Genomic DNA, 25,422 nt, shown 5'->3' on the forward strand with positions numbered 1-25,422 from the left:
CCTGTGACCGCACTCGCCCTCCGCCTGGTCTTCTCCCTGGCCATCGTCGTCGGACTGCTGCTGCTCCTCGCGCGGTTCGCCGGTCGACGGTTCCAGGGGAAGACGGGCGCCGTCATCCAGGTCGTCCACCGCCAGCAGCTCTCCCGGGGAACGGGCGTCGCCGTCATCACGGTCGGCGAGCGGGTGCTGGTGCTCGGCACGACCGAACAGCAGGTCACCCTGCTGACCGAGCTGGAGCCCGACGAGCTCCTCCTCGACGACGACCTCGAAGAGCTCGACGAGCTCCTCGAGCACGATCTTGAGCACGCTCAGGCCGCGGAGGAACCGCGCGCCCGTACCGTGCTGGCCCACCGGGCCGCCACGCCGCAGACCAAGGATGGTTCGCTGGCTGGCTCGGTGTTGTCCGCGGAGACCTGGCGCCAAGCGCTCAAGGTCGCCCGCGGCACCGCACGCGACGCCTCATGAGGGCGCTGCTGCGCCGGACCGCCACCGTCAGCGGTGTCCTCGCGGTCCTCCTCATGACGACCGCCACCGGCGCGCTCGCTGCGCCGGGCGACGGCACCGGCGTCACCATCGACGTCGGCGGGATGGCCGACAAGCCGTCCACCTCGCTGGTCACGATCATCGCGCTGACGCTGCTCAGCCTCGCCCCGGCGATCCTGCTCAGCTGCACCGCGTTCACCAAGATCCTGGTGGTGCTCGGCCTGACCCGCAACGCCCTGGGCCTGCAGGGCACGCCTCCCAACCAGGTGCTGGCCGGTCTCGCGCTCTTCCTGAGCCTCTTCATCATGGCGCCGGTCCTCTCGGCGATGAACCACACCGGCGTGCAGCCCTACCTGAGCGGCCACCTGAGCGCTCAGAAGGCGTACGACAAGGGCATCCAGCCGCTCAAGACGTTCATGCTGCACAACACCGACGACGACAACCTGCAGCTGCTCGACAGCGTCGCCAAGCGGGAGGCGCCGGCACAGCGCGCCGACACCCCGATGGCCACCCTGGTCCCGGCGTTCGTGCTCTCGGAGCTCAAGGACGCCTTCGTCATCGGGTTCATCATCTTCATCCCGTTCCTGATCATCGACGTCGTCGTCTCCGGCGCGCTGATGGCACTGGGCATGATGATGATGCCTCCGGTCGTGGTGTCGCTGCCGTTCAAGATGCTGCTGTTCGTCCTGGTCGACGGCTGGGCGCTGATCATCAAAGCACTGGTGGCCAGCTATGGGACCTAGCTTCTTCGGGCTGAGCGTCCTCGAGGTCACCGACACCGCGATCCTGCACCTGGCCATGCAGGTCATCCAGGTCTGCCTCAAGCTGAGCATGCCGATCCTCGCGACGGCGCTGGCGATCGGCTTCACCGTCTCGCTCTTCCAGTCGATGACGCAGATCCAGGAGGTGACCCTGTCCTTCGTCCCGAAGGTGCTGGGCGTCTCCGCGGTCCTGCTCGCCAGCGGCAACTGGATGCTGCACACGATGATCGCCTTCACCCAGCAGCTGTTCGCGCAGATCCCCGACCTGCTCAAGTAGTGAGGGCGCTGCGATGACCCTCACCATCAACGGCGTCGCGCTGCTGGCGTACCTGCTCGCGGCCGTACGGATCCTGGGCTGGATCGCCCTGGCGCCCCCGTTCAACAGCAAGAGCATCCCGAACATGGCGAAGGTGACCCTCGCTCTCGGGCTCTCCTTCGCGATCGCGCCGACGCTGGCCAAGCAGCCGGTTCCGCAGAACTCGATCGACCTGGTCGTGGTCGCCCTCACCCAGGTCCTCATCGGCGCCGCGATGGGCTTCGTCACCCAGCTGCTCTTCGACACCATCGCCGCGGCCGGCTCGATCATTGACGTCCTGGGCGGCTTCCAGGTCGCGGCCGCCTTCGACCCGTTGTCGTTCAACGTCAACAGCGTCTTCGGCAAGTTCCACTCCCAGCTGGCCGTCATGCTGCTCTTCGCCTCCGGCGGCCACCTGATGGTGATCGGCGGACTGCTCAAGACCTTCGAGTTCGTGCCGCTGATGACGTTCCCCGACATCACCGGGTGGGGCGATGCCATGACGACCGCGATGTCGATGTTCTTCAGCGTCGCGCTCCAGATCGCGCTCCCCCTCGGCGCGGTCTTCTTCATCACCGACCTCGCGCTCGCCCTGCTGACCAAGGTCTCCCCCGCGCTGAACGCGATGAGCATGATGTACCCGGCTAAGATCGGGCTGACGCTCCTGCTGGTCGGCATGTCCTTCCCGGCGCTTCCCGAGGCCACCTCCCGGATCACCGACCTCATCATGCAGGCGATGAACGCCATGGCCGGGTCCGGCTGACATGGCGGGCGAGGACAAGACCGAGAAGCCGACCGGGAAGCGCCTGAGCAAGGCGCGCAAGGACGGCAACATCGCCCGTACGCAGGAGTTCGGCCAATGGGGCTCGCTCTTCATCCTGACGCTCGCGATCGGCCCCCTGCTCACCCACGAGGCGATCCGGCTCCAGGACCTGATGAAGGGCTCCCTCCAGGCCATCGGCAACCCCGACCCGAAGGTCGCCGCGCAGCTCCTGCGCAGCGCCGGGATCCAGACCATGCTCACGCTGGTCGCGCTCGGCACCGGCATCATGATCATCGGCGTCGTCGCCGCGGTCGCGCAGGGCGGCATGAACGTCTCCACCAAGCAGATCAAGCCGAGCTTCAAGAAGCTCAACCCGATCAGCGGCCTGAAGCGGATGTTCGGCCCGCAGGCGCTGTGGCAGGGCCTCAAGACCCTGTTGAAGAGCGCCCTGCTCGGCCTGGTCGTCTACAGCGCGGTCAAGTCGATCATGCCGATCATCGGCGGCGGCCTGATGCCGATGAGCGAGGTGCTCGAGGTCCTCCGCACGCACGCCATCTCGCTGATGCGCACGGCCGCCGAGATCGGCCTCGTGCTCGCCGCGGTCGACTACGTCGTCGCCCGCCGCAAGCGGATGAAGGGCCTCAAGATGACCAAGCAGGAGGTCAAGGACGAGCACAAGCAGTCCGAGGGCGACCCGAAGGTCAAGGGCGCGATCCGCTCGCGCCAGATGGCCATCGCCCGCCGCCGGATGGTCAACAACGTCGCCGAGGCCGACGTGCTGCTGGTCAACCCGACGCACGTCGCCGTGGCGCTCAAGTACGACCCCGCGCTGGGAGCCCCCCGCGTCGTCGCCCGCGGCGCCGGCGCGATCGCCGCCCGGATCCGCATGGTCGCCGCCGAGGCCGCCGTCCCGACGGTGCACGACGTCCCCCTGGCACGGGCGCTCTACCGCTCCTGCGAGGTCGGCCAGGAGATCCCCCGCGAGCTCTTCGCCGCGGTCGCCTCGGTGCTCGCGTTCGTCATCTCCCGGCGCAACCGCGGCGAGTCCGGCGGCTCGCACCAGACCCCCCGCCTCCTCGATGAGGAGCTGCCGGCCGTACCGCGCTCGACGCAGCGCCGCCGGCGCATCACGCCACCTGACTCAGATCGCTCCGAACCCGGCCGATAGGCCCCGTGGCACCAGGACGGTGCCACCCCTGTGGTGCCACGGACGGCGCGAACCCAGCGGCCCGAGAGGCATTGGTTGTGCCCGCGAAGTCCCTCGCCAAGCTAGGCGTGCCGATCGGCATCGTCATGATCGTGGTGATGCTCGTCGTCCCGCTGCCGGCGGCAGTGCTCGACCTCCTCATCGCTGCGAACATCGCCGCCTCGCTCCTGGTGCTCCTGACCGCGATCTTCGTCAACCGCGCGCTCGACTTCGCGTCGTTCCCGTCGGTCATCCTGGTCCTGACGCTGTTCCGGCTCGCGCTCAACGTCTCCGCCGCCCGGCTCGTGCTCCTGCACGGCTACGCCGGCAAGGTGATCAACACGTTCGGCCACTTCGTCGTCGGCGGCTCGCTGATCGTCGGCCTGATCGTCTTCGTGATCCTGCTGATCATCCAGTTCGTGGTCATCACCAAGGGTGCGGGCCGCGTCGCCGAGGTCGGCGCGCGCTTCACCCTCGACGCCATGCCCGGCAAGCAGATGTCGATCGACGCCGACCTCAACGCCGGCCTGATCGACGACGAGGAGGCCAAGCGCCGTCGCGCCGAGGTCCACGCCGAGGCAGACTTCCACGGCGCCATGGACGGTGCGACCAAGTTCGTCCAGGGTGACGCCGTCGCCGCCATCATCATCACGGTGGTCAACCTGATCGGTGGCCTCGCCATCGGCATCATCATGAACGGCCTCGACGTCCTCGAGGCGATCAACACCTACTCGCTGCTCTCCATCGGCGACGGTCTGGTCTCCCAGATCCCGGCGCTGCTGCTCTCGGTCGCCACCGGCCTCATCGTGACCCGCGCCGCGGGCACCGAGGACATGGGATCCGACATCGTCCGCCAGATCGGATCGCGCCCGCTCCCGCTGCGCATCGCCGGCATCGGATCGCTCGCGATCTGCCTGATCCCCGGCCTGCCGAAGATCCCGTTCGTCATCGTCGGCGGCCTGATGCTGCTCGCCTCGACGCGCGCCCAGGCGACGCTGGACGCCGCCGCCGAGGAGGCGGGCGCCGCCTTCGACCCGCTGCTCGACGCCCCGGCGCCGAAGAACCCCGACGCCCCCGAGCAGCTCGCGGCCGACATCCAGGTCGACCCGCTCGGCCTCGAGCTCGCCGCCGACCTCATCGACCTGGTCGATACCTCCGCCGGCGGTGACCTGCTCGACCGGGTCAAGGCCCTGCGCCGGAAGATCGCCACCGACCTCGGCATCGTCATCCCGCCGGTCCGTACGCGCGACAACCTCGACCTGCCCCTGCGGCACTACGCGATCACCCTCTTCGGTGTCGAGGTCGCCCGCGGCGAGGCGCCGCGAGGCATGGTGCTCGCCATCGGCGACTTCCTGGGCGCCCTGCCCGGCCAGGCCACCCGCGAGCCGGTCTTCGGCCTCGACGCGAAGTGGATCCCCGCCGAGCTGCGCCACCAGGCCGAGATGGGCGGCGCCACCGTCGTCGACCGTGCCTCGGTCGTCACGACCCACCTCTCCGAGGTCGTCACCGCCCACGCCGCCCGGCTGCTGGGCCGCGAGGACGTCCGGCTGCTCACCGACGTGGTCAAGCGCAGCCACCCCGTCGTGGTCGAGGAGCTCACCCCGGTCCTGCTGTCGCTGGGCGAGGTTCAGCGGGTGCTGCGCTCCCTGCTCGACGAGGCCGTCTCGGTGCGTGACCTGGTCCGGATCTTCGAGGCGCTCTCCCTGCGGGCCGCGGTCTCCAAGGATCTCGACGGCCTGGTGGAGGCGGCCCGCGCGGCCCTCGGCCCGGCGATCGTCGCGCCGTACCTCAGCAACGGCACCGTCGCCGCGATCAGCCTCGACCCGCTGCTCGAGCAGGGCATGCTCGAGGCGCTTCGCGCCACCGACCAGGGTGCCGTGCTCGCGCTCGACCCCGACGCCGCGCAGAACGTCCTGACCAGGGCCGCCCAGCTCGCCGAGAAGGCCGAGAACCAGAACCTCCGGCCCGTGCTGGTCTGCGCGCCGCAGGTGCGCGCGGCCGTACGCCGCCTGCTGGCACCCGCCCTGCCGCGGCTGCCGATCCTGTCCTACAACGAGATCAACGGCGCCACCTCCATCAACTCGGTCGGCGTGGTCAGCGCTAGCCGGGTCGACGGCGGCGCCAACCTGTCGGTGGTGGGAGCGTGACGACGATGCAGCTGCACTCGATCGAGCCGACGAGCGCCCCGCGCGTCTTCACCGGTGCCCTCTCCCCCGAGGTGTTCACCGTGAGCGCGCTGCTGAGCATGCCGGCGGTGTGGACCGCCGTGGTCGAGCAGGCGCTGCCGTTCGACGTGCTCACCGAGCGGTTCCTGATCGTGCTCTTCACGATCGCGCTGCTCGCCGAGCTGATCCGTCGCCTCGGCGAGGGCGGCGCGCTGGAGACCGATACCCGAGCGATGGGCAACGCCGTCGCGACCACCGGCGCGGGTGCCGGGCTGACCGCCACGCAGCTCTTCGACGACGCCGCGTACGACGCCGATCCGTACGGTGCGGACCCACTCTCGACCGACGGGTTCAGCGGCTTCTCCGACGACTTCTCCAGCCCGCTGGACGCTCCGCTCGCCGGCTTCGGCGACGACATGGACGCCGACAGCCCGCTCGCGCTCGGCACTGGCGACGACTTCGGTCTCGGCGACCTCGACGCGATGGATCTGGCGCCGCTCGACCTGAGCGCCGACCCGTTCAACGACCCGGTCTGATCCGGACCGCGCGCACCATGGCGGCCCTCGCCGGGTCGTCTCAGCGGTGGGTCGGGACGATCCAGTCGAGCCGGTTGCGCTCGATCCGCAGCAGCCCGCCGAGTCGCTCGGCGCGGGTGCGGAGGTTGGTCAGGCCGCTGCCCAGCGATCCGTTCTCGCCAGCCGGGATGCCGACGCCGTCGTCGCCGATGCGCAGCAGGGTCCAGCGCGGCGAGACGTGCAGCTCGATCGCGGCCGAGGTCGCCCGGGCGTGCTTGACCACGTTGGAGAGCGCCTCGCGCATGGTGGCCAGGACGTGGTCCCCGAGGTCACCCTCGAGCAGCTCGTCGACCGGTCCGCTGTGCTCGAGCGTGGGCCGGAAGCCGAGCGGGGCGGCGTACTCCTCGGCGAGTGCCTCGATCTGGTCGAGCACCGTGCCGACGCGCGAGCTGCGCAGGCCGTAGATGGTGGCGCGCAGGTCGCGCATGGTGGCGTCCAGGTCGCGGATCATGCCGGTGAGGGTCTCGCCGGTCGGCGCGTCGACGGTGCGCCGCAGCGCGCTGAGCTGGAGCCCGGTGGCGAACAGCCGCTGCACCACACCGTCGTGCAGGTCGCGGGCGATGCGCTCGCGCTCGGCACCGACCGCGGGTGCCTCGTCGGCCGGGAGGGCCCCTGCGCCGGCGGCCACGGCCCGTCGATGGACGATGGCGTTGCTGATGGCCTGCCCCGTCGCGGCGGCGAGGCGCCCGACGAGCAGCACGTCGCGGGCGTTGAACGGCTCGCCGTCGGCGCGCGGCGCCAGGTGCAGCCGGGCGTACGGGGCGTCGTCCGCCGGGATCTCGGCCACCAGGCCGCCACGGGCCTCGGCGAACGCGTCGGCGCCCGCCGCCTCACGTGCCTCGCCGTACAGGATCGCGCGGTCCTCGCCGCTCTCGCCGACGTCGAGCCCGACCATGCCGTGCGAGGCGCCGGTGAGGACGCAGGCCGCCTCGACCGTCCGCCGCAGGATCCCGTCGAGCTCGAGGTCGACCGAGACCGCCAGGACAGCCTCGATCAGCAGCTCCACCGAGGGGGACAGCTCGGCCGAGCACAGGGCAGCACCCGCCGCGCCATCGGTCAGGGACGCGCGGCGGCGTCCTTCGGCTTCTCCCATGATGCGTCCATGGTAGTGATCCGGGACACCTCGCGCCGAGGTTCTCCTCACTCCGCTCCGCGTGCCGCGCTTACTCTGGATCCATGTGCCGCAACATCCGTCCCCTGAACAACTTCGAGCCGCCGGCGACCCCGGACGAGGTCTCCGCCGCCGCTCTGCAGTACGTGCGCAAGGTCAGTGGTACGACCAAGCCCTCGCAGGCCAATCAGGCCGTCTTCGACCGGGCCGTCGCCGAGATCGCGCACATCACCCAGCACCTGCTGGAGGACCTGGTCACGACCGCTCCGAAGAAGGACCGCGAGATCGAGGCGCAGAAGGCCAAGGAGCGCGCCGCGCTCCGTTACGCGACCTGATCGTGACTGTCGCCGCCGCTCGCTGACGTCCGGCTTCAGGAGCCGGGGTGGCCGAGCACCCCGCGGAGCTCGCCGAGCAGGTCGACGACGTCGTGCAGGCCGGCCTTCTCGGGCCGTACGTCGGTGTCGGTCATCCGCTCCGCGGCGAGGTCGATCGGGAGCCGCGCACCGATGCGCAGGTTGTAGTGCGGGTCGTGGCCGTCGCCGCCCACCGCGATCACGGTCGCGCCGTGGAACTCGCCGTCCTGATCGGTGACCACCAGGTCGTCGCCGACCTCGAGGACGTCGTCCAAGCCGGTGCGGGCGTGGGGAACCACGACGCGGCCGTCACCGACCAGGTCCTCCGCAGCAAGACGAACGTGCACCAGCTCCACCGGGAATCCTTCCCCCCGACCCTGCGATCCTTCGCGGGTCCTACAGCTTCTTTACGAAGATATGATCGGCAGCTTCGGTCACGATCTCTGCCGTCTCGCCGCCCGATCCCAGCAGAATCCCTTCCGGAGTGGCGATCACGGTCACGGTTCGGTCGGGAAGCGCCCCCACGCGGCGCAGCGCGGACATCAGGGTCTCGTCCTTCTGCATCTCCTCGGAGATGCGGCGGATCAGCACGGTGGTGCCTCGCGTGGTGTCACTGTTGGGGCCGACGACCTTCGACAGCGCCTCGACGCCCGTACGGAACTCCTCGCCGGTGCTCTCGGCGCCGAGCTCGGCGAGCCCCGGGATCGGGTTGCCGTACGGCGACTCGGTCGGGTGGTCGAGCAGCTCGAGCAGCCGCTTCTCGACGGTCTCCGACATGACGTGCTCCCAGCGGCAGGCCTCCTCGTGGACCAGCTCCCAGTCGAGGCCGATCACGTCGGTCAGCAGGCGCTCGGCGAGGCGGTGCTTGCGCATCACGCGGGTGGCGAGGCGCTCGCCCTCCTCGGTGAGCTGGAGGTGGCGATCACCCTCGACGGTGAGCAGGCCGTCGCGCTCCATCCGGGCGACGGTCTGGGAGACGGTCGGGCCGCTCTGGTGCAGACGCTCGGCGATCCGGGCACGCAGCGGGACGATGCCCTCCTCGACCAGCTCGTAGATGGTCCGCAGGTACATCTCCGTGGTGTCGATGAGGTCGCTCACGCCTCCATCCTACGGGCAGGCAAGGCTTCCCTTTGCTCTTGCTGTGGCCGAAGGTGACGCAGGGCACGGACCCGTAAAGTTGCCGGTGTCAACCATTTGGCGTAAAGTTGACCCCATCAACCATTAGGTACGCAACCAAGCGCCCGTCCGTACGAGAGATCAGAGATACATGTCGCAGGACGTCACCGTCGCCGCTCCGGCTGAGCAGGCACCCATGTCGCACAAGGAGATCCTCGAGGCACTCTCGGGTCTCCTGATCGCGATGTTCGTCGCGATCCTCTCCAGCACCGTGGTCACCACGGCGCTGCCCACCATCGTCTTCGACCTGCACGGCACCCAGACCGGCTACACCTGGGTCCTGGTCGCCACCATGCTCGCGATGACCGCTACCACCCCGATCTGGGGCAAGCTCGCCGACCTGTTCAGCAAGAAGCTGCTGATGCAGATCGCGCTGCTCGTCTACGTGTCCGGCTCGGCGCTCGCAGGTCTGTCGCAGTCCATGTCGATGCTGATCGGCGCCCGGGTCATCACCGGTCTCGGTGTCGGCGGCGTGATGGCGCTGATCCAGATCATCATCGGCTCGATGGTCTCCCCGCGCGAGCGCGGCCGCTACTCCGGCTACATCGGCGCCTCGTTCGGTCTCGCGACCCTGCTCGGCCCGCTCGTCGGCGGCGTCATCGTCGACAGCGCCTTGGGCTGGCGCGGCTGCTTCTACGTCGGCCTGCCGTTCGCGATCATCGCGTTCGTCGTGCTGCAGATGAAGCTCCACCTGCCCACCATCAAGCGTGAGGTCAAGATCGACTACCTGGGCGCGACCCTGCTCATGGGCGGCGTCAGCATCCTGCTGATCTGGGTCTCCCTGGCGGGCCAGCAGTTCGAGTGGGCCTCCTGGACCACCGTCGCGATGGTCGTCGGCGGCCTGGTCGTGCTGGGTCTCGCGATGCTGGTGGAGGCCAAGCACGCGGCCGAGCCGATCATCCCGCTTCAGCTCTTCAAGGACCGCACCATCTCGCTGGCCACCTTCGCCGCGATCATGGTCGGCGTCGCGATGCTCTCGGCCACCACGTTCATGGCCGAGTACTTCCAGACCGCCCGCGGCATGAGCCCGACCCACGCCGGTCTGATGTCGCTGTCGATGGTCGTCGGCCTGATGAGCACCAGCATCATCTCCGGTCGCATGATCAGCAGCACCGGCAAGTGGAAGATCTGGCTCGTGTGGGGCATGGTCGCCGTCACCGCCGGCACGGCGCTGCTCGGCACGATCGACCACACCACCTCGCTGTGGGTGGTCGGCACGTGGATGTTCATCCTCGGTGCGGGCCTCGGCTGCACCCAGCAGAACCTCATCCTCGCGGTGCAGAACAACGTCGACCAGGCGAACATCGGCGCCGCCAGCTCGGTGGTCGCGTTCTTCCGCACGCTCGGCGGCGCGATCGGCGTCAGCGTCTTCGGCGCGATCCTGTCGCACCAGGTCATCTCGAAGGTGACCCACGGCGTCCCGGCGCTCATCTCCGGCGGCCTTGTGACGCCGGCTGAGGCCAAGTCGCTCAGCGCGGGCAGCGTCGAGACCTCGGGGACCCTGCCGCCGGCCCTGGGCCGTCTGCTCGAAGCCGCCAACGGCGACGCGACCGGACACATCTTCCTGTTCGCGGTACCGTTCGCGGCGCTGGCCCTGATCACCGTGCTGTTCATCAAGGAGGGCACGCTGCGGACCACGCTGGACACGATCAAGGAGCCGGAGATCGACATGGAGCTCGCTGCCGAGCTGGAGATCGGCGAGGCCCTGAAGGGTTCGCGGAAGTGAGCGAGCGGAGCGCAGCGTTCGATGCGGTGACCGCGGAGCTGCGGGTCATCGGGCGACGGATGAAGCAGGTGATCGCGGAGCGCGCGACCGCCATCCACCCGCAGCTGCAGTCCGCCTCGTACTACCTGCTCGTCCACCTCGTCGAGAACGGCCCGACGCGCGGCAGCGAGCTGGCGTGCCAGTTCGGCATCGACAAGGGCGCGATCAGCCGACAGATCCAGCACCTGGTGGACCTCGGCCTCGCGGAGCGGACCCCGGACCCGGAGGACGGCCGCGCCCAGCTCGTCTCCGCCAGCGAGGAAGCGGTCCGGCTGATCGACGAGACCGTCGCCAAGCAGCGCAGGGTCTGGCGCGAGCAGCTCGCCGACTGGTCCGACGCCGAGCTCGCCTCGCTCGCCGCACAGCTGGGTCGCTTCAACACCGATCTCGGCTGAGTACCTACGGACAACACCACGGCGGTCGCTCCCACCAGGGAGCGACCGCCGTTCTGCATGTGATCGGGCGCTCGGCCGCCTACGCGACCTCCTCCTCGTCGTCCAGGCCGCCGGCGAACTGCGACTGGTAGAGGCGGGCGTACGCGCCGCCCGCGGCGAGGAGCTCGTCGTGGGTGCCCTGCTCGACGATCGCGCCGGCCTCCATCACCAGGATCAGGTCCGCGTCGCGGATCGTGGAGAGCCGGTGCGCGATGACGAACGAGGTCCGGTCCGACCGCAGCGCCGCCATCGCCTGCTGCAGCAGCAGCTCGGTGCGGGTGTCGACGCTCGAGGTGGCCTCGTCCAGGATCAGCAGGTCGGGCTGGGCGAGGAACGCCCGCGCGATCGTGATCAGCTGTCGCTCGCCGGCCGACAGCTTGCCGCCGTCGCCCTCGATGAGGGTGTTGTAGCCCTCCGGGAGGGAGTGCACGAACCGGTCGACGAAGGTCGCGCGAGCCGCCTCGAGCATCTCCTCCTCGGTCGCGTCGGGCCGGGCGTACGTGATGTTGTCGCGGATCGTGCCCTCGAAGAGCCAGGTGTCCTGCAGCACCATGCCGATCCGGCTGCGCAACGCGGCGCGGGGCATCGCGGTGATGTCGACGCCGTCGAGCGTGATCCGCCCCGAGCGCAGCTCGTAGAACCGCATGATCAGGTTGACCAGCGTGGTCTTGCCGGCTCCCGTCGGGCCGACGATCGCGACCGTCTGGCCGGGGCTGGCCACCAGCGAGAGGCCCTCGATGAGGGGCGTCTCCTCGTCATAGCGGAAGGAGACGTGCTCGAAGCGCACCTCTCCCCCGCCCACCGGGACGGAGGCGCCGGAGCCCGCCTCGACGACGGGGTCCAGGCGCTGCTCGTCGGCGTCGAGCAGCTCGAAGACACGCTCGGCCGACGCGACGCCCGACTGCAGCAGGTTGGTCATCGAGGCGACGGTGGTCAGCGGCTGGGTGAACTGGCGGGAGTACTGGATGAAGGCCTGCAGGTCGCCGACGGTGATGTGGCCGCCCGAGACCCGTAGACCGCCGATGACGGCGACGAGGACGAACTGGATGTTCCCCACGAACATCATCAGCGGCATGATCAGGCCGCTGACGAACTGAGCGCGGAACGACGCGTCGTAGAGCCCGTCGTTCTGGTCGCGGAAGATCCGCTCGACCTCGTCCTGACGCCCGAAGACGGTGACGAGCTCGTGGCCCGAGAAGGTCTCCTCGATGTGCGCGTTGAGCGCACCCGTGCGCCGCCACTGGGCGATGAACTGCCCCTGCGACCGCTTCATCACGTTGCCGGTCAGGAACATCGCCACCGGCACGCAGACCAGCGCGACCAGGGCCAGCAGTGGACTGATCCAGAACATCTGGATCAGCACGAAGACCACCGTCAGCAGCGAGGTGAGCAGCTGCGACATGGTCTGCTGCAGGGTCTGGCTGACGTTGTCGATGTCGTTGGTGACGCGGGACAGCAGCTCGCCGCGCGGCTGTCGGTCGAAGTACTCCAGCGGCAACCGGTTGACCTTGTCCTCGACGTCGGCGCGCAGCCGCTGGATGGTGCGCTGCACCACGCCGTTCATGATCCAGCCCTGGGCGCCGGCCAGCAGCGAGCCGAGCAGGTAGACCGCGAGCACGATCTCGAGGCGGTGGGCCAGCGCGGTGAAGTCGATGCCGGCGCCACCCCGCTGCTGGCTGAACCAGCCGTCGACGATCACGTTGGTGGCGTGGCCCAGCAGGCGCGGGCCCAGCGACATCAGGAAGACCGAGACCACCGCGAGCGAGACGACGCTGATCGCGGCGGCGCGCTCGGGGGTCAGGCGGTGGATCAGGCGCCGGGTCGAGGCCTTGAAGTCGTGCGCCTTCTGGCCGACCTGGCCGCCACCCATCGGGCCGGGGCCGTGCTGAGCGACGATCCGCTCGGTGACCTTCATCTGGCCACTCTTCGTGGACTCGGACATCAGGCCGCCTCCTCCGCGCTCAGCTGGGAGGCGACGATCTCCTGGTACGTCGCGCAGGTCTCGAGCAGCTCGTGGTGGGTGCCGCGGCCGACCACCAGCCCGTCCTCGAGCACGATGATCAGGTCGGCGTCGCGGATCGTGGAGACGCGCTGGGCGACGATCACCACGGTGGCATCGCGCGTCTCGGGCGCGAGCGCGGCGCGCAGCCGGGCGTCGGTGGCCAGGTCGAGCGCGCTGAAGGAGTCGTCGAACAGATAGATCTCCGGCTTGCGGACCAGCGCCCGCGCGATCGCGAGCCGCTGCCGCTGCCCTCCGGAGAAGTTGCTGCCGCCCTGCACCACCGGCGACTCCAGCCCGTCCTCGAGCGTCTCGACGAAGTCACGCGCCTGTGCGACCTCGAGGGCGTGCCAGAGCTCCGCGTCGGTGGCGTCCGGCTTGCCGTGCAGCAGGTTGGAGCGGATCGTGCCGGTGAAGAGGAACGCCTTCTGCGGCACCAGCCCGAGTCGGCTGTGCAGCGCGTGGGGATCGAGGAGACGTACGTCCACGCCGTCGACCAGGACGCGGCCGGCGGTCGCGTCGAAGAGCCGCGGGATGAGGTTGACGAGGGTGGTCTTGCCGGCGCCGGTGGAGCCGATCACCGCGACCGTCTGGCCGGGGCGGGCCGACAGGCTGACGTCGGCGAGGACGGGCGACTCGGCGCCCGGGTAGGTGAACGCGACGTTCTCCAGGTCGAGCTCGCCGTGGCTGCGCACCTCGGTGATGCCCGCGGTCGGCGGGACGACGCTGGAGACGGTGTCGAGGACCTCGGCGATGCGGTCGGCGCAGACGGTCGAGCGCGGTATCTGCATCAGCAGGAAGGTCCCCATCATGACCGACATCAGGATGAGCATGAGGTAGGAGAGGAACGCCGTCAGCGGGCCGACCATCATCCCGTCGGCGACCCGGTGCCCGCCGAACCAGAGCACGGCGACGCTGGCGGCGTTGACCACCAGCATCACCAGCGGGAACATCATCGCCATCCAGCGGCCCGCGGCCATCGAGACGGCGGTGAGGCCGTCGTTGGCGTCGCCGAAGCGGGCCGTCTCGAGGGGCTCGCGGACGAAGGCGCGCACCACCCGGATGCCGGTGAGCTGCTCGCGCAGCACCCGGTTGACGCTGTCGATCCGGGTCTGGACGAGGCGGAAGTTGGGCACCATCCGGCTGACCACGAAGCCGACGGCGGCGAACAGGACCGGGACGACGACCGCGAGCAGCCAGCTCAGCCGGAGGTCCTGGCGCATCGCCATGATGACGCCGCCGACCATCATGATCGGGATGGTGACCGCCATCGTGCAGCCCATCAGGCCGAGCATCTGGACCTGCTGCACGTCGTTGGTGTTGCGGGTGATCAGGGACGGGGCGCCGAAGCCGCCGACCTCCTTGCCGCTGAAGCTCCCGATCCGGTGGAAGAGGTCGCGGCGCAGGTCACGGCCGAAGGCCATCGCCGAGCGTGCCCCGAAGTAGACGGCGCCGATCGAGCACGCGATCTGGACCAGCGAGACGAGCAGCATCACGGCGCCCTTGCGGACGATGTAGCCGTTGTCGTTGAGCAGGACGCCCTTGTCGATGATGTCGGCGTTGACGCTCGGCAGCAGCAGCGCCATCAGCGTGCTGACGAACTGCAGCACCACCACGACGGCGAGCCACTTCTTGTACGGGGTCAGGTAGTCGCGCAGGACGCGAAGCAGCATGCGATCTCCGGTCGAGAAGTCAGTTGTTGCGGTTCGAGAGGTCAGATCTCGAGGATCGAGTGGTCAGTGTGCGTCAGGGCGCCAGTCGATGAGTGGTCCAAGCGTCACGGTTTCGGACGTAGACGAGCCGGTCGTGCATCCGGCCGATCCGGCCCTGCCAGAACTCCACGCTCGTGGGGACCACGCGGTAGCCGCCCCAGTCGCCAGGGACCGGGACGTCCTGCCCGGCGAAGCGGGCCTCGGCGGCCGCGTACGCCTCGTCGAGCTCGCCGCGCCCCGCGACGACCTCCGACTGGTGCGAGGCCCAGGCGCCCAGCTGGGAGCCACGCGGACGCTGCGCGAAGTAGGCGGCGACCTCCGCGCGCGGCAGCGGCACCGCGGTGCCCTCGACGCGCACCTGGCGCTCCAGGTCGTGCCAGGGGAAGAGGAGTGCGATCCGCGGGTCGGCGGCCAGCGCCCGGCCCTTGCGGGAGGCCTGGTTGGTGTAGAAGACGAAGCCGTCGGCGTCGAACGACTTCAGCAGCACGAACCGCGATGAGGGAGCCCCGTCCGAGTCGGTGGTGGAGACCACCATCGCGTTGGGCTCGCGCACCCCGGCCGTACGCGCCTCGACGTACCAGCGCTCGAACATCACCACCGGGTCGGGCGCCAGATCAGCCTCGCTCAGACCGCCCCTGCTGTACTCCTCACGCGCGGTTGCCAGATCCATGGACACGAGACTAGACGCCCTGCCGGCCGTGCTGTTCAGGCGCTGGGCCAGCGTGAGAGCGTGAGGGTTGCCCTCTCGGCGAGGTCGTCCGGCAGAATGCCCGACGGACTCCGAGAAGTAAGGACTGAGGATGACCGAGGTACACCACGGGCTTGAGGGCGTCGTCGCGTTCGAGACGCAGATCGCCGAGCCCGACAAGGAGGGCTCCGCGCTCCGCTATCGCGGCGTCGACATCGAGGAGCTCGCCGGCCGGGTGCCGTTCGAGAAGGTCTGGGGCCTGCTGGTCGACGGCACCTTCGCGCCGGGGCTGCAGCCCGCCGAGGCGTACTCCCTGCCCGTCCACACCGGTGACGTCCGCGTCGACCTGCAGTCCGCGATCGCCCAACTGGCGCCCGCGTTCGGGATCACCTACACCTACGACTCGACGCCGGAGAAGGTCCGCGAGGACCTCGGCCGCGTCGCCGTCATGGTTCTCGCCTGGGCCGGCCAGTCCGCTCGCGGTATCGGCCACCCGGTCGTCCCGCAGCGCGAGGTCGACAAGGGCCAGACCCTGGCCGAGCGCTTCCTCATCCGCTGGCGCGGCGAGGCTGATCCGCGTCACGCCAAGGCGATCGACGCCTACTGGTCCAGCGCCGCCGAGCACGGCATGAACGCCTCCACCTTCACCGCCCGCACCATCACCTCCACCGGTGCGGACGTCGCGGCCGCCATGTCGGGCGCCATCGGCGCCATGTCCGGCCCGCTGCACGGCGGCGCCCCCTCCCGCGTGCTCGGCATGATCGAGGACGTCGAGCGGATCGGCGACGCCCGCAAGTACATCAAGGGGCTGCTCGACTCCGGTGAGCGCCTGATGGGCTTCGGCCACCGCGTCTACCGCGCCGAGGACCCGCGGGCCCGGGTGCTGCGCCGCACGGCCAAGGAGCTCGGCGCCGAACGCTACGCCGTCGCCGAGGCCCTCGAGCAGGCCGCCCTGGCCGAGCTGCGCGAGCGTCGCCCGGACCGCGTGCTCGAGACCAACGTGGAGTTCTGGGCGGCCATCGTCCTGGACTTCGCCGACATCCCGGCGCACATGTTCACCTCGATGTTCACCTGCGCCCGCACGGGTGGCTGGTCGGCGCACATCCTGGAGCAGCGCACCACCGGTCGTCTGATCCGCCCGTCGGCCGTCTACACCGGCCCCGCCACCCGCCCGGCCTCGGCCATCGAGGGCTGGGACGGCGCCTGGGCTCAGTAACCCGCCTCGCCACAGGGTCACGGTGACCTCTTGCGGCGAGAGTGACCCTTCCTAGAGGTCACTCTCGGCGCAAGAGGTCACGGTGACCCTGTGGCGTCTCCGGGGTCAGAGCCGCTTGGCGAAGCAGCGGCAGAGCGGGTGCTCGGCGTAATGCCCGAACGGCTCCACCAGCTCGTAGCCCGCGGCCCGGTAGAGCCCGACGGCAGCGACCTGTGGCGCGCCCGTCGAGAGCACGAGCGCCTCGTGGCCCGCGGCCCGTGCCGTCTCCTCCAGGTGGGCCAGCACCACGCGCGACAGGCCCTGGCCCCGCAGCTCGTCGACGACGTACATCCGCTTGATCTCCGCCAGGCGGGAAGTGCCGAGCCGGGTCAGGTCGTCGCGTCGGCGCCAGCCTCCGGCGGCCACCGGCCGGCCGTCGAGATACCCGACGACGAAGTGTCCGATCGGCGCGACGAAGTCCTCGGCGTGGGTCTCGTCGGCGTCGCCGCCGTCCTCGCCGCCGTAGAGCGCGACGTAGAACGCCAGCGCGCCCGCGACGAGCATCCGGGCGTCGGGATGGTCCAGCCGTACGTCACGCAGCTCCAGCACGGGCTTCACGCTAGAGGCGGCCGCAACCCGTTTCAGGCCAGCGCGGTCCCGCAGGCGTCGCAGAAGCGGGCGCCGGCATCGTTGCGCACACCGCACGTCGAGCAGTACGGCCCGCTCGCCGCGGACCCGGGCTGCTCCTTGCCGATGCCCAGGATGCCGGCACCGTCGGTGAGGTAGGACGCGGTGTCCTTGAGGACCGGCGCGGCCTCGCCCGCGACGTAGCGCGACGCGGCGCCGAGGAAGCCGGCCTGGAGCATCCACCCGCCGACGGCGAGCAACGGTAGCCCCGCGAAGACCATCCAGAAGTTCCCCGGCCCGGAGTCCTCGCTGAAGGGCTCGGCGTTGAACGAGTGGAAGAAGGAGACCATCCCGCCGATCACGAGACCCAGGGCGATCAGGCTGACGATGGTCCCCCCGACCCGCAGGAACGTGCGGACGCCGGACTGCTGCCGAAGACCGGGGCTGGTGACCATGGATGGCTCCTATTTCTGTGACGGCGCGTGCGACTGGGACAATTCCCACGACGAACCAGCCGAAACAGAAGGTTGCCCGATGACTGCCGCTGATCTCCGGATTCCCGCCGACCTTCTGCCCGCCGACGGCCGCTTCGGCTCGGGCCCGTCCAAGGTCCCGGACGGCCGTCTCGAGGGGCTGGCCGCGACCGGCCGCTCGCTCATCGGCACCTCGCACCGCCAGCCTCCGGTGAAGCAGCTGGTCGGGCGGGTCCGCGCGGGCCTCTCCGAGCTCTTCGCCCTGCCCGAGGGGTACGAGGTCGTGCTCGGCAACGGCGGCTCGATCGCGTTCTTCTCGCTCGCCACGTACGCGCTGATCCGCGAGCGCAGCCAGCAGGTGGTGTACGGCGAGTTCGCGAAGAAGTTCGCCTCGGAGGCCCAGGCCGCGCCGTGGCTGGGCGACCCGACGATCGTCTCCGCCCCGCACGGCACCCTCGCGGTCCCGGTCGCCGAGGAGAGCGTGGACGTCTATGCCTGGACCCACAACGAGACGTCGACCGGCGTGATGTCGCCGGTGCTGCGTCCCGATGGCGCGACCGCGGACCAGCTCACCCTCGTCGACGCGACCTCCGCGGCCGGCGGCCTGCCGCTGGACGTACGACAGAGCGACGTCTACTACTTCGCTCCGCAGAAGTCGTTCGCCTCCGACGGCGGGCTGTGGGTCGCGCTGATGTCGCCGGCCGCGATCGCGCGCGCCGAGGAGATCGCGGCCTCGGGCCGCCACATCCCAGCGTTCTTCGGTCTCGCCGACGCGATCAAGCAGTCGCGGCAGGACCAGACGGTCAACACCCCGGCGGTCGCCACGCTGTGGCTGATGGCCGAGCAGATCGACTGGATGAACGGCGCCGGCGGCCTGGACGGCATGGTCGTGCGCACCACCGCCAGCTCCACGGCCCTCTACGACTGGGCCGAGGCCTCCTCGTACGCCTCGCCCTTCGTCGCCGAGCCGGCGCACCGCTCGCTCGTCGTGGGCACCATCGAGCTCGACCCGGCCATCGACCGGGGCGTCGTGATGGACGTGCTGCGCGCCAACGGCATCGTCGACGTCGACGCGTACCGCGGCGTCGGCACCAACCAGCTGCGCATCGCGATGTACCCCTCGGTGGACGCCGCCGACGTCACCGCGCTGACCCAGTGCATCGACCACGTGGTGGCCCACCTCTAGGACATCGTCCGACGCGACGCGCGTCGATCTGAGGTAGCGGATCGGGAGGACTCCCGATGTGGCCGCCTACCTCAGACGCCGAGGCTCGTCGCATGAGCCTTTACGACCCCACCTCCGTCCACGCCGAGCACGCCTACCGCTCGGAGCAGATCCGCAAGCAGATCGTCGACGCGCACCACGCCCGCGAGCTGCGCAAGCAGCGTCGCCGGCACCGCCAGTCGCTGGCGATCATCCGCTGGTATCTCGGATGACCGCAGCCCCGTCAGCGGGGATCATGTCTGATGTGGTGCACGCCAGCCGGACCCTGATCGGACGCGACGAGGAGCTCGACGAGCTCGAGCAGCGGCTCACCGCGGCGACCGCGCGCAGCCACGTGCTGCTCGCCGGCGACGCCGGCGTCGGCAAGACCCGGATCCTCCAGGAGCTGTGCGCCCGGACCCGGTCCGCCGGCGCTCAGGCGTACGTCGGCCACTGTCTGGACCTCGGCGAGTCGGCGCTGCCCTACCTGCCCTTCTCCGAGCTGCTCGACCGGGTCGCCGGCGACGTGCCGGAGATGGTCGAGGAGGTCGGTCGCGACTACCCCGACCTGGGTCGCCTGCAGCCCGTGCGGCGACTCCTCGGCGCCCGGGGCGACGCGGGCGGCGACGTCGACCGGATGCAGCTGTTCGCCGGCGTCCAGGCCCTGCTCGAGGCACTCGCCGCCCGCGCACCGCTGCTCGTCGTCATCGAGGACGTGCACTGGGCCGACCAGTCCACGCGTGAGCTGTTGACGTTCCTGCTCACCCGGCCGCTGACCGGCCCGGTCTCCATCGTCGCCAGCTACCGCACCGACGACCTCCACCGCCGTCACCCGCTGCGCCGCCAGGTCGCCGAGTGGTCGCGGCTGACCGGGGTCGCCCGGATCGCGCTCGCCCCACTCGGCGAGGCGGAGGTCCGCTCGCTGGTCAGCGCCCTCGACCCGCAGGCGAGCGAGCCCGAGAAGGCCGCCATCGTGGCCCGGGCGGAGGGGAACGCGTTCTTCGTCGAGGAGCTCGTCGGCGCCGCCAACGGACCCGACCGGTGGGTGCCGGACGAGCTCGCCGACGTGCTGCTGGTCCGGCTGGACCGGCTCGGCGTGCACGCCCGTGACTTGGTCCGTACCGCCGCGGTCGCCGGCCGTACGGTCTCGCACACCCTGCTGGCCGCCGTCACCGATCTGAGCGGCGACACCCTCGACAACGCCCTGCGCGAGGCGATCGAGGCCCACGTCCTCGTCGCCGGCGAGGGGGCGTACTCGTTCCGCCACGCGCTGCTCGGCGAGGCCGTCTACGACGACCTCCTGCCCGGCGAGCGCGCCCGGCTGCACGCCCGGTACACCGCTGCCCTGTGCTCGGGCACCGCGCCGGGGACGTCCGCCGACCTGGCCCGGCACGCCCGGCTCGCCGGCGACCTCGACACCGCCCTGGCCGCGAGCATCCGCGCCGGGCGCGACGCGGCGGCGATGGCGGGGGCCGAGGAGGCCGCGACCCAGCTCGAGTACGCCCTCCAGCTGCTCACCGATCCGGCGCGGCGGCTGCCGGAGGGCGAGTCGCTGGCGCGCGTCGCGGAGGCCGCGACCGAGGCCCTGCTCGCCGGTGGTCACACCAGTCGCGCCGCCCGGCTCGCCGCCGACCAGCTGGCGCACTGCCCCGAGGACGCCAGCGAGGACCGGGCCCGGCTGCTCACCGTCCTGGCGATCAGCCTCGCGCTGATCGACGACACCACCCACGACCGCGACGCGGTCGGGGCCTCCCGGGAGGCGGTCGCGCTGAGCGTCGATGCCCCGGCCGGTCTCCGGGCCCGGATCCTGGCCAACCACGCCCAGGTGCTGCACATGGTGCGCCACCCCGACGCCGAGCAGGTGGGCGTCGAGGCGCTGGCCTACGCCGAGGCGCACAACCTGCCCCGCATCGCCTCGGCGGTGGCCTCGACCCTGAACTCCGGCGGCCGGTCCCGGACCTCGCCGGAAGCCTTCCGCGAGCAGACGCGGATCGCGATCGAGCGGGCGGCCGACGCGGGCAACGTCTCCGCCGAGCTGCAGGCCCGATTCATCCTGGGGCGCTCGTACGAGGACGAGGCCGACTGGCCCGCGGCCGAGGCGGCGTTCCGCTCGGCGGTCACGCTCGCCGATCGGTCCGGGCTGCCGTGGGCGCCCTACGCCTTCGAGTCCCGCTTCCAGCTCGCCTGGGTGCTCGCGACCGACGGGCGCTGGGACGAGGCGCTGACCGTGCTGGCGATCGCCGCTCCGGGTGCCCCGACGACGCCGTACGCGGCACTCGACGCCCTGCGCCTCTCGATCCTCCAGGGACGCGGCGAGCAGGTCCCGACCCGGGTCCATCGGGGCCAGTGGGCCGTCGACGGCCTGGTCACCGTCTACAGCGCCGGGGTCGAGATGCGCGCCGCGGCGAGCGGGCCCGCGGTGATGGCGGCGTACGGCGACGCGCACGACACGCTCGCCCGGATCTGGGGCGAGCGGTACGGCGCCGGGACCCGCTTCGTCGCGACCGCTCTCGGTCGCATCGCCGACCTGGTCGCGGGCGCCGAGGTCGACGCGGACGGGCTCGCGCGGGTCCCCGACGCGATGGCGTTGCTGGCCGCGAACGCGCGCCTCGCGGCGCCGCAGTACGAGGATGCCGGCTGGGGACCCGAGGGCCGTGCCTGGATCGCCCGCGCCGGTGCCGAGCAGCTGCGCCTGTCGTGGCTGCTCGAGGGCGACGAGCCGTCGCCGGAGCTGGTGACGGCGTGGCAGGAGACCGAGGCCGCCTTCGAGGAGTTCGGCCACGTGCACGAGCTGGCGATGGTCCGTACGGTCCTGGCCGGGCTCCTGCGCGCGACCGGCGACCGGGACGGCGCCCGCCGGGTGGCGAACCTGGCGCGGGAGGCGGCGCTGAGGCTCGGCGCGCGGCCGCTCCTGGAGCGTCTGGGCCCCGACCGCACGGCCGCCGCGCCGGGCGGCGCTCCCGCCGATGGGGTGGCGCTCACCGCACGGGAGGCGGAGATCCTCGCGCTGGTGTCCGACGGGATGAGCAACGGCGAGGTGGCCAAGCGGCTGTTCATCAGCACCAAGACCGTGTCGGTCCACGTCTCGAACATCCTGGCCAAGCTGGGTGCCGCGAGCCGCACCGAGGCGGCCGCGATCGCCCGGCGACGGGGCCTGCTCGCCTGAGGCCCTGCTAGGCGTCGTCCTCGTTGGCGATCAGCCGCAGCGTCGCGCGCTCCAGCGCGACCTGCCGCTCGTCGGGGTTCGCATAGGTGCGCGACGTGGCGCGCGCGATGGTGCGGCCCTCCTCGTACGCGCTGACCACCCGCGGGTCGACGTACGAGCTGCGCGCCAGGGCCGGGGTGTTGCCCAGGAACTCCGAGACCTCACGCATCGCGGCCGCGACCACCCGCTTGCGGGCCGCCGCTGACGCCGCCTCGGGTGCCTCCGCGAGCGCGGCCGCCGCCAGCACGGTGGCGTGCCACGTGCGGAAGTCCTTCGCCGTCGCGTCGACCCCGGTGACCTCACGGACATACTCGTTGACCAGCTGCGGCAGCATCGCCTTCCACACCCGTCCGTCGCGGTACGCCAGCAGCTGCTCACCGCCGCGCCGGCGGCGCATCACCTGCAGCGCCTCGTCGACCATCGCGTCGTCGATCTCGATGCGGTGATCGACCCCGGACTTCCCGGTGAAGACGAAGACGAGCCGGTCCTGCACGCGTCGCACGTGCTGGCGCTGCAGCGTGGTCAGTCCGAAGGACCCGTGCGCGTCCAGGTAGACGTCGTTGCCGATCCGGAAGTAGCCGAGATCCATCAGGCGCACCGCGACCGCGCAGGCGCGCTCGCGCGGCATCCCGTCACGGCGCAGGTCGGTGAGGATCCGCTGCCGGGCCGTGCCGAGCGCGCGACCGAAGTCGAGGACCCGGTCGAACTTCTCCGCGTCGCGCCGGGTGCGCCAGTCCGGGTGGTAGAGGTACTGCCGGCGACCGGCCGCGTCGGTGCCCACCGCCTGCAGATGCCCGTTCGCGTACGGGGTGATCCAGACGTCCGTCCACGCCGGCGGGATGGCCAGCGCCCGGATCCGCGCGACCTCCTCGGGTCCCAGCGGTGAACCGTCCTGGTCGCGGTAGGCGAAGCCCCTTCCGGCCCGCCTGCGCGTCCAGCCGGGCTGCTCGGGAGATGTACGCCTCAGCCGGACCATGCGGCGCAGTACCCGCTCAGGGGCGCCGCAATGACCGCAGGAATCCGCCGAGGGCGACCGCGGCCGCTCCGCCGCCGAGGACCCACGGCCACCACGCTCCGCCGGACTCCCCCGTCGTGCCGGTGACCGTGCTGTCGCCCTGCGGCTGATCGCTTCCCGGACCCGCGGGCCGATGCGCAGCCGACGGGAGCGCGCCGGCCGGGAGCCGCATCGAGACCACCTCGGAGTGCACGCCCTCGCTGGAGAGCCAGACGGTGCCCTCGGCGGCGACGCCGACGCCCTCGCCCTGGTCCTGGCGCGGCAGCGGGAAGGAGGCGATCTTGTCCATCGACGGCCAGCGGTACGTGGTGGCGGTGAAGTAGCCGCGCACGATCACCGCGTCCCCGCCGGGCAGGAAGGCGCCGTCGGTGGCCATCGGCAGCACCGCGGCGATCGGGAGCAGCGGGTTGTCCTGGCCGGCGACGAGCCGCTGCGGGGCCGCGTAGAGCGTGCCCCCGAGCCAGCCCTTCGTGGCGACGTAGAGCCGTCCGGTGGCGGGGTCGCACAACAGGGTCTCGGCGTCGTGGGCGCCGTCGGGATAGGACAGGGAGTAGATCGTCGGGTGCACGGTCCGCTCGCCGCGCCCCACGGGGACCCTCGCGACCTGGACATGCTCGCGCGAGGCGGTGTTGTCACCGATGTCGCCGACCCACACGTCCCTCCCGGAGGGCGCGGGGGCGAGCGCCTCGACGTCGCGCGGGCTCTGCGACCAGTGGGTCACCCCGACCGTACGACCGGCGTCGTCGACGACGAAGACCCGGCCGGTGTCACCCGAATCGTTGGTGGTCGCCCAGAGCCGATCCGTACCGTGCGCCCCGCCCACCACGACGAGTGCGGAGGCCTCGTCGATCGCCGGGTCCTGGAGGGTGAACCCGCCTGCAGGAGCCGATGCGGCGAGGACCAGCGCGGCCAGCCCTCGCATCGCAAGCATCAGAGCCCGAGCAGCTCACCCAGCTTGGGCTTGATCGCCCACGCCGCGATGAGCTCGTCGTACTCCTTCTTCACGCTGCCGCCCTTGACCGGGCCGCCGGTGCGGACCGCACGCAGGAGCGTGTTGCGCGGCGTGTGCTGGCTCTCCACGAACTGCACCACGTCGACCTTGTACCCGCTCAGCCGCAGCAGGGAGGCGCGGACGGCATCGGTCATCGTGTCGGCGAACCGCTCGCGCAGGATGCCGTGCCGCGTGATCATCGCGTACGGGGACGGGGTGGGCGTGCGGCGCAGCTGCGCCGCGATGTCGTGGTGACAGCAGGGCGCGGCGAGCACCAGCGGCGCCTCCCACGCGATGGCGTGGGCGAGGGCGTCGTCAGTCGCCGTGTCGCAGGCGTGCAGCGCGAGGACCACGTCGGGCGCCTGCTCGAGCTGGACGCCGTCGATCGTGCCGACCACGAACTCCGCATGCACGCCGAGCTTCTCGGCGACCTTGGTGTTGTGCCGGGCCGACTGCTCCTTCACATCGACGCCGGTGACGACGACGGGCAGACCGCGGACCTCGGTGAGGTAGCGCTGGGCGGCGAAGGTGAGATAGCCGTTGCCGCAGCCCAGGTCGACGATCCGCAGTGGCTCCTCGGCGGTGGGGCGGCGCAGCTTCTTGGCCGCCCAGGCGTCGTCGATCGCGGCGGAGAGCTGGCGCAGGAACTCCTCGACCTGGCGGTACTTCGCCTGTCGGCTCGGCTTGAGCCGGCCGTCCTTGTCGGAGAGGCCCAGCGCGATGAAGACCGCGTCGTCCTCGGGCAGCAGCCGCTCCTTGGGCTGGTCGTGCGAGCGGTCGACGACCGGCTCGCCGCTCTCGGCGTCGCCCGCCACCGCCGCCGCCTTGGTGGCGGTGGTGACCAGGGCCGTGTGCGGCGTCTTCGCCTCGATGGTGGTCTCGGTCTCGATCCCGTCGACCAGCGCGGTCACCGTCCAGCGACCGAACGGCACGTCCAGCAGCGCGTCCAGGGCCTCCAGGTCGCCGACGGGGTGGTTGGCGGTGAAGGCCTGCGTGGCGTCGTACGTGGTGATCTGCAGGTGCGTGCCGGCCTTGAGGTCGACGTAGCGGATCTCGGCTCGTCGCCACTCGGGCGTCGTGCCGCGCTGCTTGCCGCTCGCGATCGCCTTGACCAGCACCTCGGGGTCGCGGATCTGCGACCGCATCCTGTTCAGGGCCCGGAGCAGCGGCTCCGAGGTGCGCTCACCGCCGCTCATCGGTTCACCAGCTGGGCGATGACGACGATCACCAGCAGGGCGACCAGGGC

General features: G+C 71.0%; 25 protein-coding genes. 14 read left to right on the top strand and 11 right to left on the bottom strand.

All coding sequences use genetic code 11. From position 1 onward, the window contains the following. Positions 1-3 precede the first annotated feature (3 nt). From KSO98_RS15505 to KSO98_RS15535, 7 genes are all read left to right on the top strand, one after another. Positions 4-465, top strand: a complete 462-nt coding sequence (locus KSO98_RS15505; protein WP_225286586.1) for a flagellar biosynthetic protein FliO — start codon at positions 4-6, stop codon at positions 463-465. Beyond that, complete coding sequence (fliP, locus tag KSO98_RS15510) at positions 462-1,226, top strand: flagellar type III secretion system pore protein FliP (RefSeq protein WP_225286587.1); 765 nt, start codon at positions 462-464, stop codon at positions 1,224-1,226. The genes KSO98_RS15505 and fliP overlap by 4 nt, the downstream gene beginning before the upstream one ends. Beyond that, positions 1,216-1,521, top strand: coding sequence for a flagellar biosynthetic protein FliQ (locus KSO98_RS15515; protein WP_225286588.1), 306 nt, complete (start codon positions 1,216-1,218; stop codon positions 1,519-1,521). Before fliP ends, KSO98_RS15515 begins: the two co-directional genes overlap by 11 nt. 13 nt (positions 1,522-1,534) lie before the next feature. Continuing rightward, positions 1,535-2,302 (top strand): flagellar biosynthetic protein FliR, encoded by a 768-nt coding sequence (locus KSO98_RS15520; protein ID WP_225286589.1) that lies wholly within the window; start codon positions 1,535-1,537, stop codon positions 2,300-2,302. A gap of 1 nt (position 2,303) precedes the next feature. Continuing rightward, positions 2,304-3,470 carry an EscU/YscU/HrcU family type III secretion system export apparatus switch protein gene (locus KSO98_RS15525; RefSeq protein ID WP_225286591.1) on the top strand — a complete coding sequence of 389 codons (1,167 nt, stop codon included), beginning with the start codon at positions 2,304-2,306 and terminating at the stop codon, positions 3,468-3,470. Positions 3,471-3,547: 77 nt separating this feature from the next. Then, positions 3,548-5,635 carry a flagellar biosynthesis protein FlhA gene (flhA, locus tag KSO98_RS15530; protein ID WP_225286592.1) on the top strand — a complete coding sequence of 696 codons (2,088 nt, stop codon included), beginning with the start codon at positions 3,548-3,550 and terminating at the stop codon, positions 5,633-5,635. A gap of 5 nt (positions 5,636-5,640) precedes the next feature. Beyond that, the gene (locus tag KSO98_RS15535; protein ID WP_225286593.1) at positions 5,641-6,189 is read left to right on the top strand and encodes a hypothetical protein; all 549 of its coding nucleotides are present in this window, start codon (positions 5,641-5,643) and stop codon (positions 6,187-6,189) included. A gap of 40 nt (positions 6,190-6,229) precedes the next feature. On the opposite strand, the gene KSO98_RS15540 is transcribed toward KSO98_RS15535, so the two are convergent. Further along, positions 6,230-7,321: a sensor histidine kinase gene (locus KSO98_RS15540; protein ID WP_225286594.1), complete on the bottom strand. Its 1,092-nt coding sequence runs from the start codon at positions 7,319-7,321 to the stop codon at positions 6,230-6,232. A gap of 83 nt (positions 7,322-7,404) precedes the next feature. Here KSO98_RS15540 and KSO98_RS15545 point away from each other — a divergent pair, with 83 nt between their 5' ends. Beyond that, positions 7,405-7,674, top strand: coding sequence for a DUF2277 domain-containing protein (locus KSO98_RS15545; RefSeq protein WP_225286595.1), 270 nt, complete (start codon positions 7,405-7,407; stop codon positions 7,672-7,674). Between the two features lie 35 nt (positions 7,675-7,709). On the opposite strand, the gene KSO98_RS15550 is transcribed toward KSO98_RS15545, so the two are convergent. Together KSO98_RS15550 and KSO98_RS15555 are read right to left on the bottom strand one after the other, a co-directional pair. Beyond that, positions 7,710-8,048, bottom strand: a complete 339-nt coding sequence (locus KSO98_RS15550) for a hypothetical protein (protein WP_225286596.1) — start codon at positions 8,046-8,048, stop codon at positions 7,710-7,712. 40 nt (positions 8,049-8,088) lie between these two features. Next, complete coding sequence (locus KSO98_RS15555; RefSeq protein WP_225286597.1) at positions 8,089-8,790, bottom strand: iron-dependent transcriptional repressor DtxR; 702 nt, start codon at positions 8,788-8,790, stop codon at positions 8,089-8,091. Between the two features lie 169 nt (positions 8,791-8,959). Here KSO98_RS15555 and KSO98_RS15560 point away from each other — a divergent pair, with 169 nt between their 5' ends. Both KSO98_RS15560 and KSO98_RS15565 read left to right on the top strand, forming a co-directional pair. Next, entirely contained in the window at positions 8,960-10,594 is a 1,635-nt protein-coding gene (locus tag KSO98_RS15560) for an MDR family MFS transporter (RefSeq protein ID WP_225286598.1), read from the top strand. Then, positions 10,591-11,028 (top strand): MarR family winged helix-turn-helix transcriptional regulator, encoded by a 438-nt coding sequence (locus tag KSO98_RS15565; protein ID WP_225286599.1) that lies wholly within the window; start codon positions 10,591-10,593, stop codon positions 11,026-11,028. The genes KSO98_RS15560 and KSO98_RS15565 overlap by 4 nt, the downstream gene beginning before the upstream one ends. 79 nt (positions 11,029-11,107) lie before the next feature. On the opposite strand, the gene KSO98_RS15570 is transcribed toward KSO98_RS15565, so the two are convergent. The 3 genes from KSO98_RS15570 to pdxH form a co-directional block, all read right to left on the bottom strand. After that, entirely contained in the window at positions 11,108-13,009 is a 1,902-nt protein-coding gene (locus tag KSO98_RS15570) for an ABC transporter ATP-binding protein (protein WP_225286601.1), read from the bottom strand. After that, complete coding sequence (locus KSO98_RS15575; RefSeq protein WP_225286602.1) at positions 13,009-14,739, bottom strand: ABC transporter ATP-binding protein; 1,731 nt, start codon at positions 14,737-14,739, stop codon at positions 13,009-13,011. The genes KSO98_RS15570 and KSO98_RS15575 overlap by 1 nt, the downstream gene beginning before the upstream one ends. 73 nt (positions 14,740-14,812) lie before the next feature. Further along, on the bottom strand, positions 14,813-15,448 hold the full coding sequence (pdxH, locus tag KSO98_RS15580) for a pyridoxamine 5'-phosphate oxidase (protein WP_225286603.1): 636 nt from the start codon (positions 15,446-15,448) through the stop codon (positions 14,813-14,815). A gap of 130 nt (positions 15,449-15,578) precedes the next feature. On the opposite strand from pdxH, the gene KSO98_RS15585 reads away from it, so the two are divergent. Next, a complete protein-coding gene (locus KSO98_RS15585) occupies positions 15,579-16,682 on the top strand; it encodes a citrate synthase 2 (RefSeq protein ID WP_225286604.1) in 1,104 nt (367 codons plus the stop codon). A gap of 105 nt (positions 16,683-16,787) precedes the next feature. On the opposite strand, the gene KSO98_RS15590 is transcribed toward KSO98_RS15585, so the two are convergent. Further along, a complete protein-coding gene (locus KSO98_RS15590; protein WP_225286605.1) occupies positions 16,788-17,270 on the bottom strand; it encodes a GNAT family N-acetyltransferase in 483 nt (160 codons plus the stop codon). Between the two features lie 32 nt (positions 17,271-17,302). Continuing rightward, on the bottom strand, positions 17,303-17,743 hold the full coding sequence (locus KSO98_RS15595; protein WP_225286606.1) for a zinc ribbon domain-containing protein: 441 nt from the start codon (positions 17,741-17,743) through the stop codon (positions 17,303-17,305). 79 nt (positions 17,744-17,822) lie between these two features. Between KSO98_RS15595 and serC the strand changes: the two genes are divergently transcribed. The 3 genes from serC (at position 17,823) to KSO98_RS15610 (ending at position 22,131) form a co-directional block, all read left to right on the top strand. Beyond that, positions 17,823-18,947 carry a phosphoserine transaminase gene (gene serC, locus KSO98_RS15600; RefSeq protein ID WP_225286607.1) on the top strand — a complete coding sequence of 375 codons (1,125 nt, stop codon included), beginning with the start codon at positions 17,823-17,825 and terminating at the stop codon, positions 18,945-18,947. Positions 18,948-19,039: 92 nt separating this feature from the next. Then, on the top strand, positions 19,040-19,198 hold the full coding sequence (locus KSO98_RS15605) for a hypothetical protein (RefSeq protein ID WP_225286608.1): 159 nt from the start codon (positions 19,040-19,042) through the stop codon (positions 19,196-19,198). Between the two features lie 23 nt (positions 19,199-19,221). Then, positions 19,222-22,131 carry a helix-turn-helix transcriptional regulator gene (locus KSO98_RS15610; protein ID WP_225286609.1) on the top strand — a complete coding sequence of 970 codons (2,910 nt, stop codon included), beginning with the start codon at positions 19,222-19,224 and terminating at the stop codon, positions 22,129-22,131. A gap of 7 nt (positions 22,132-22,138) precedes the next feature. On the opposite strand, the gene KSO98_RS15615 is transcribed toward KSO98_RS15610, so the two are convergent. The 3 genes from KSO98_RS15615 to KSO98_RS15625 are packed head-to-tail and all read right to left on the bottom strand — an operon-like array spanning position 22,139 to position 25,372. Continuing rightward, positions 22,139-23,146, bottom strand: a complete 1,008-nt coding sequence (locus KSO98_RS15615; protein ID WP_225286610.1) for a DNA topoisomerase IB — start codon at positions 23,144-23,146, stop codon at positions 22,139-22,141. Positions 23,147-23,162: 16 nt separating this feature from the next. Next, positions 23,163-24,116 (bottom strand): hypothetical protein, encoded by a 954-nt coding sequence (locus KSO98_RS15620; protein ID WP_225286612.1) that lies wholly within the window; start codon positions 24,114-24,116, stop codon positions 23,163-23,165. Continuing rightward, positions 24,116-25,372: a class I SAM-dependent methyltransferase gene (locus KSO98_RS15625; protein ID WP_225286614.1), complete on the bottom strand. Its 1,257-nt coding sequence runs from the start codon at positions 25,370-25,372 to the stop codon at positions 24,116-24,118. Before KSO98_RS15625 ends, KSO98_RS15620 begins: the two co-directional genes overlap by 1 nt. Positions 25,373-25,422 lie beyond the last annotated feature (50 nt).

It is taken from the genome of Nocardioides nematodiphilus (assembly GCF_020216525.1).
Classification (GTDB): domain Bacteria; phylum Actinomycetota; class Actinomycetes; order Propionibacteriales; family Nocardioidaceae; genus Nocardioides; species Nocardioides nematodiphilus.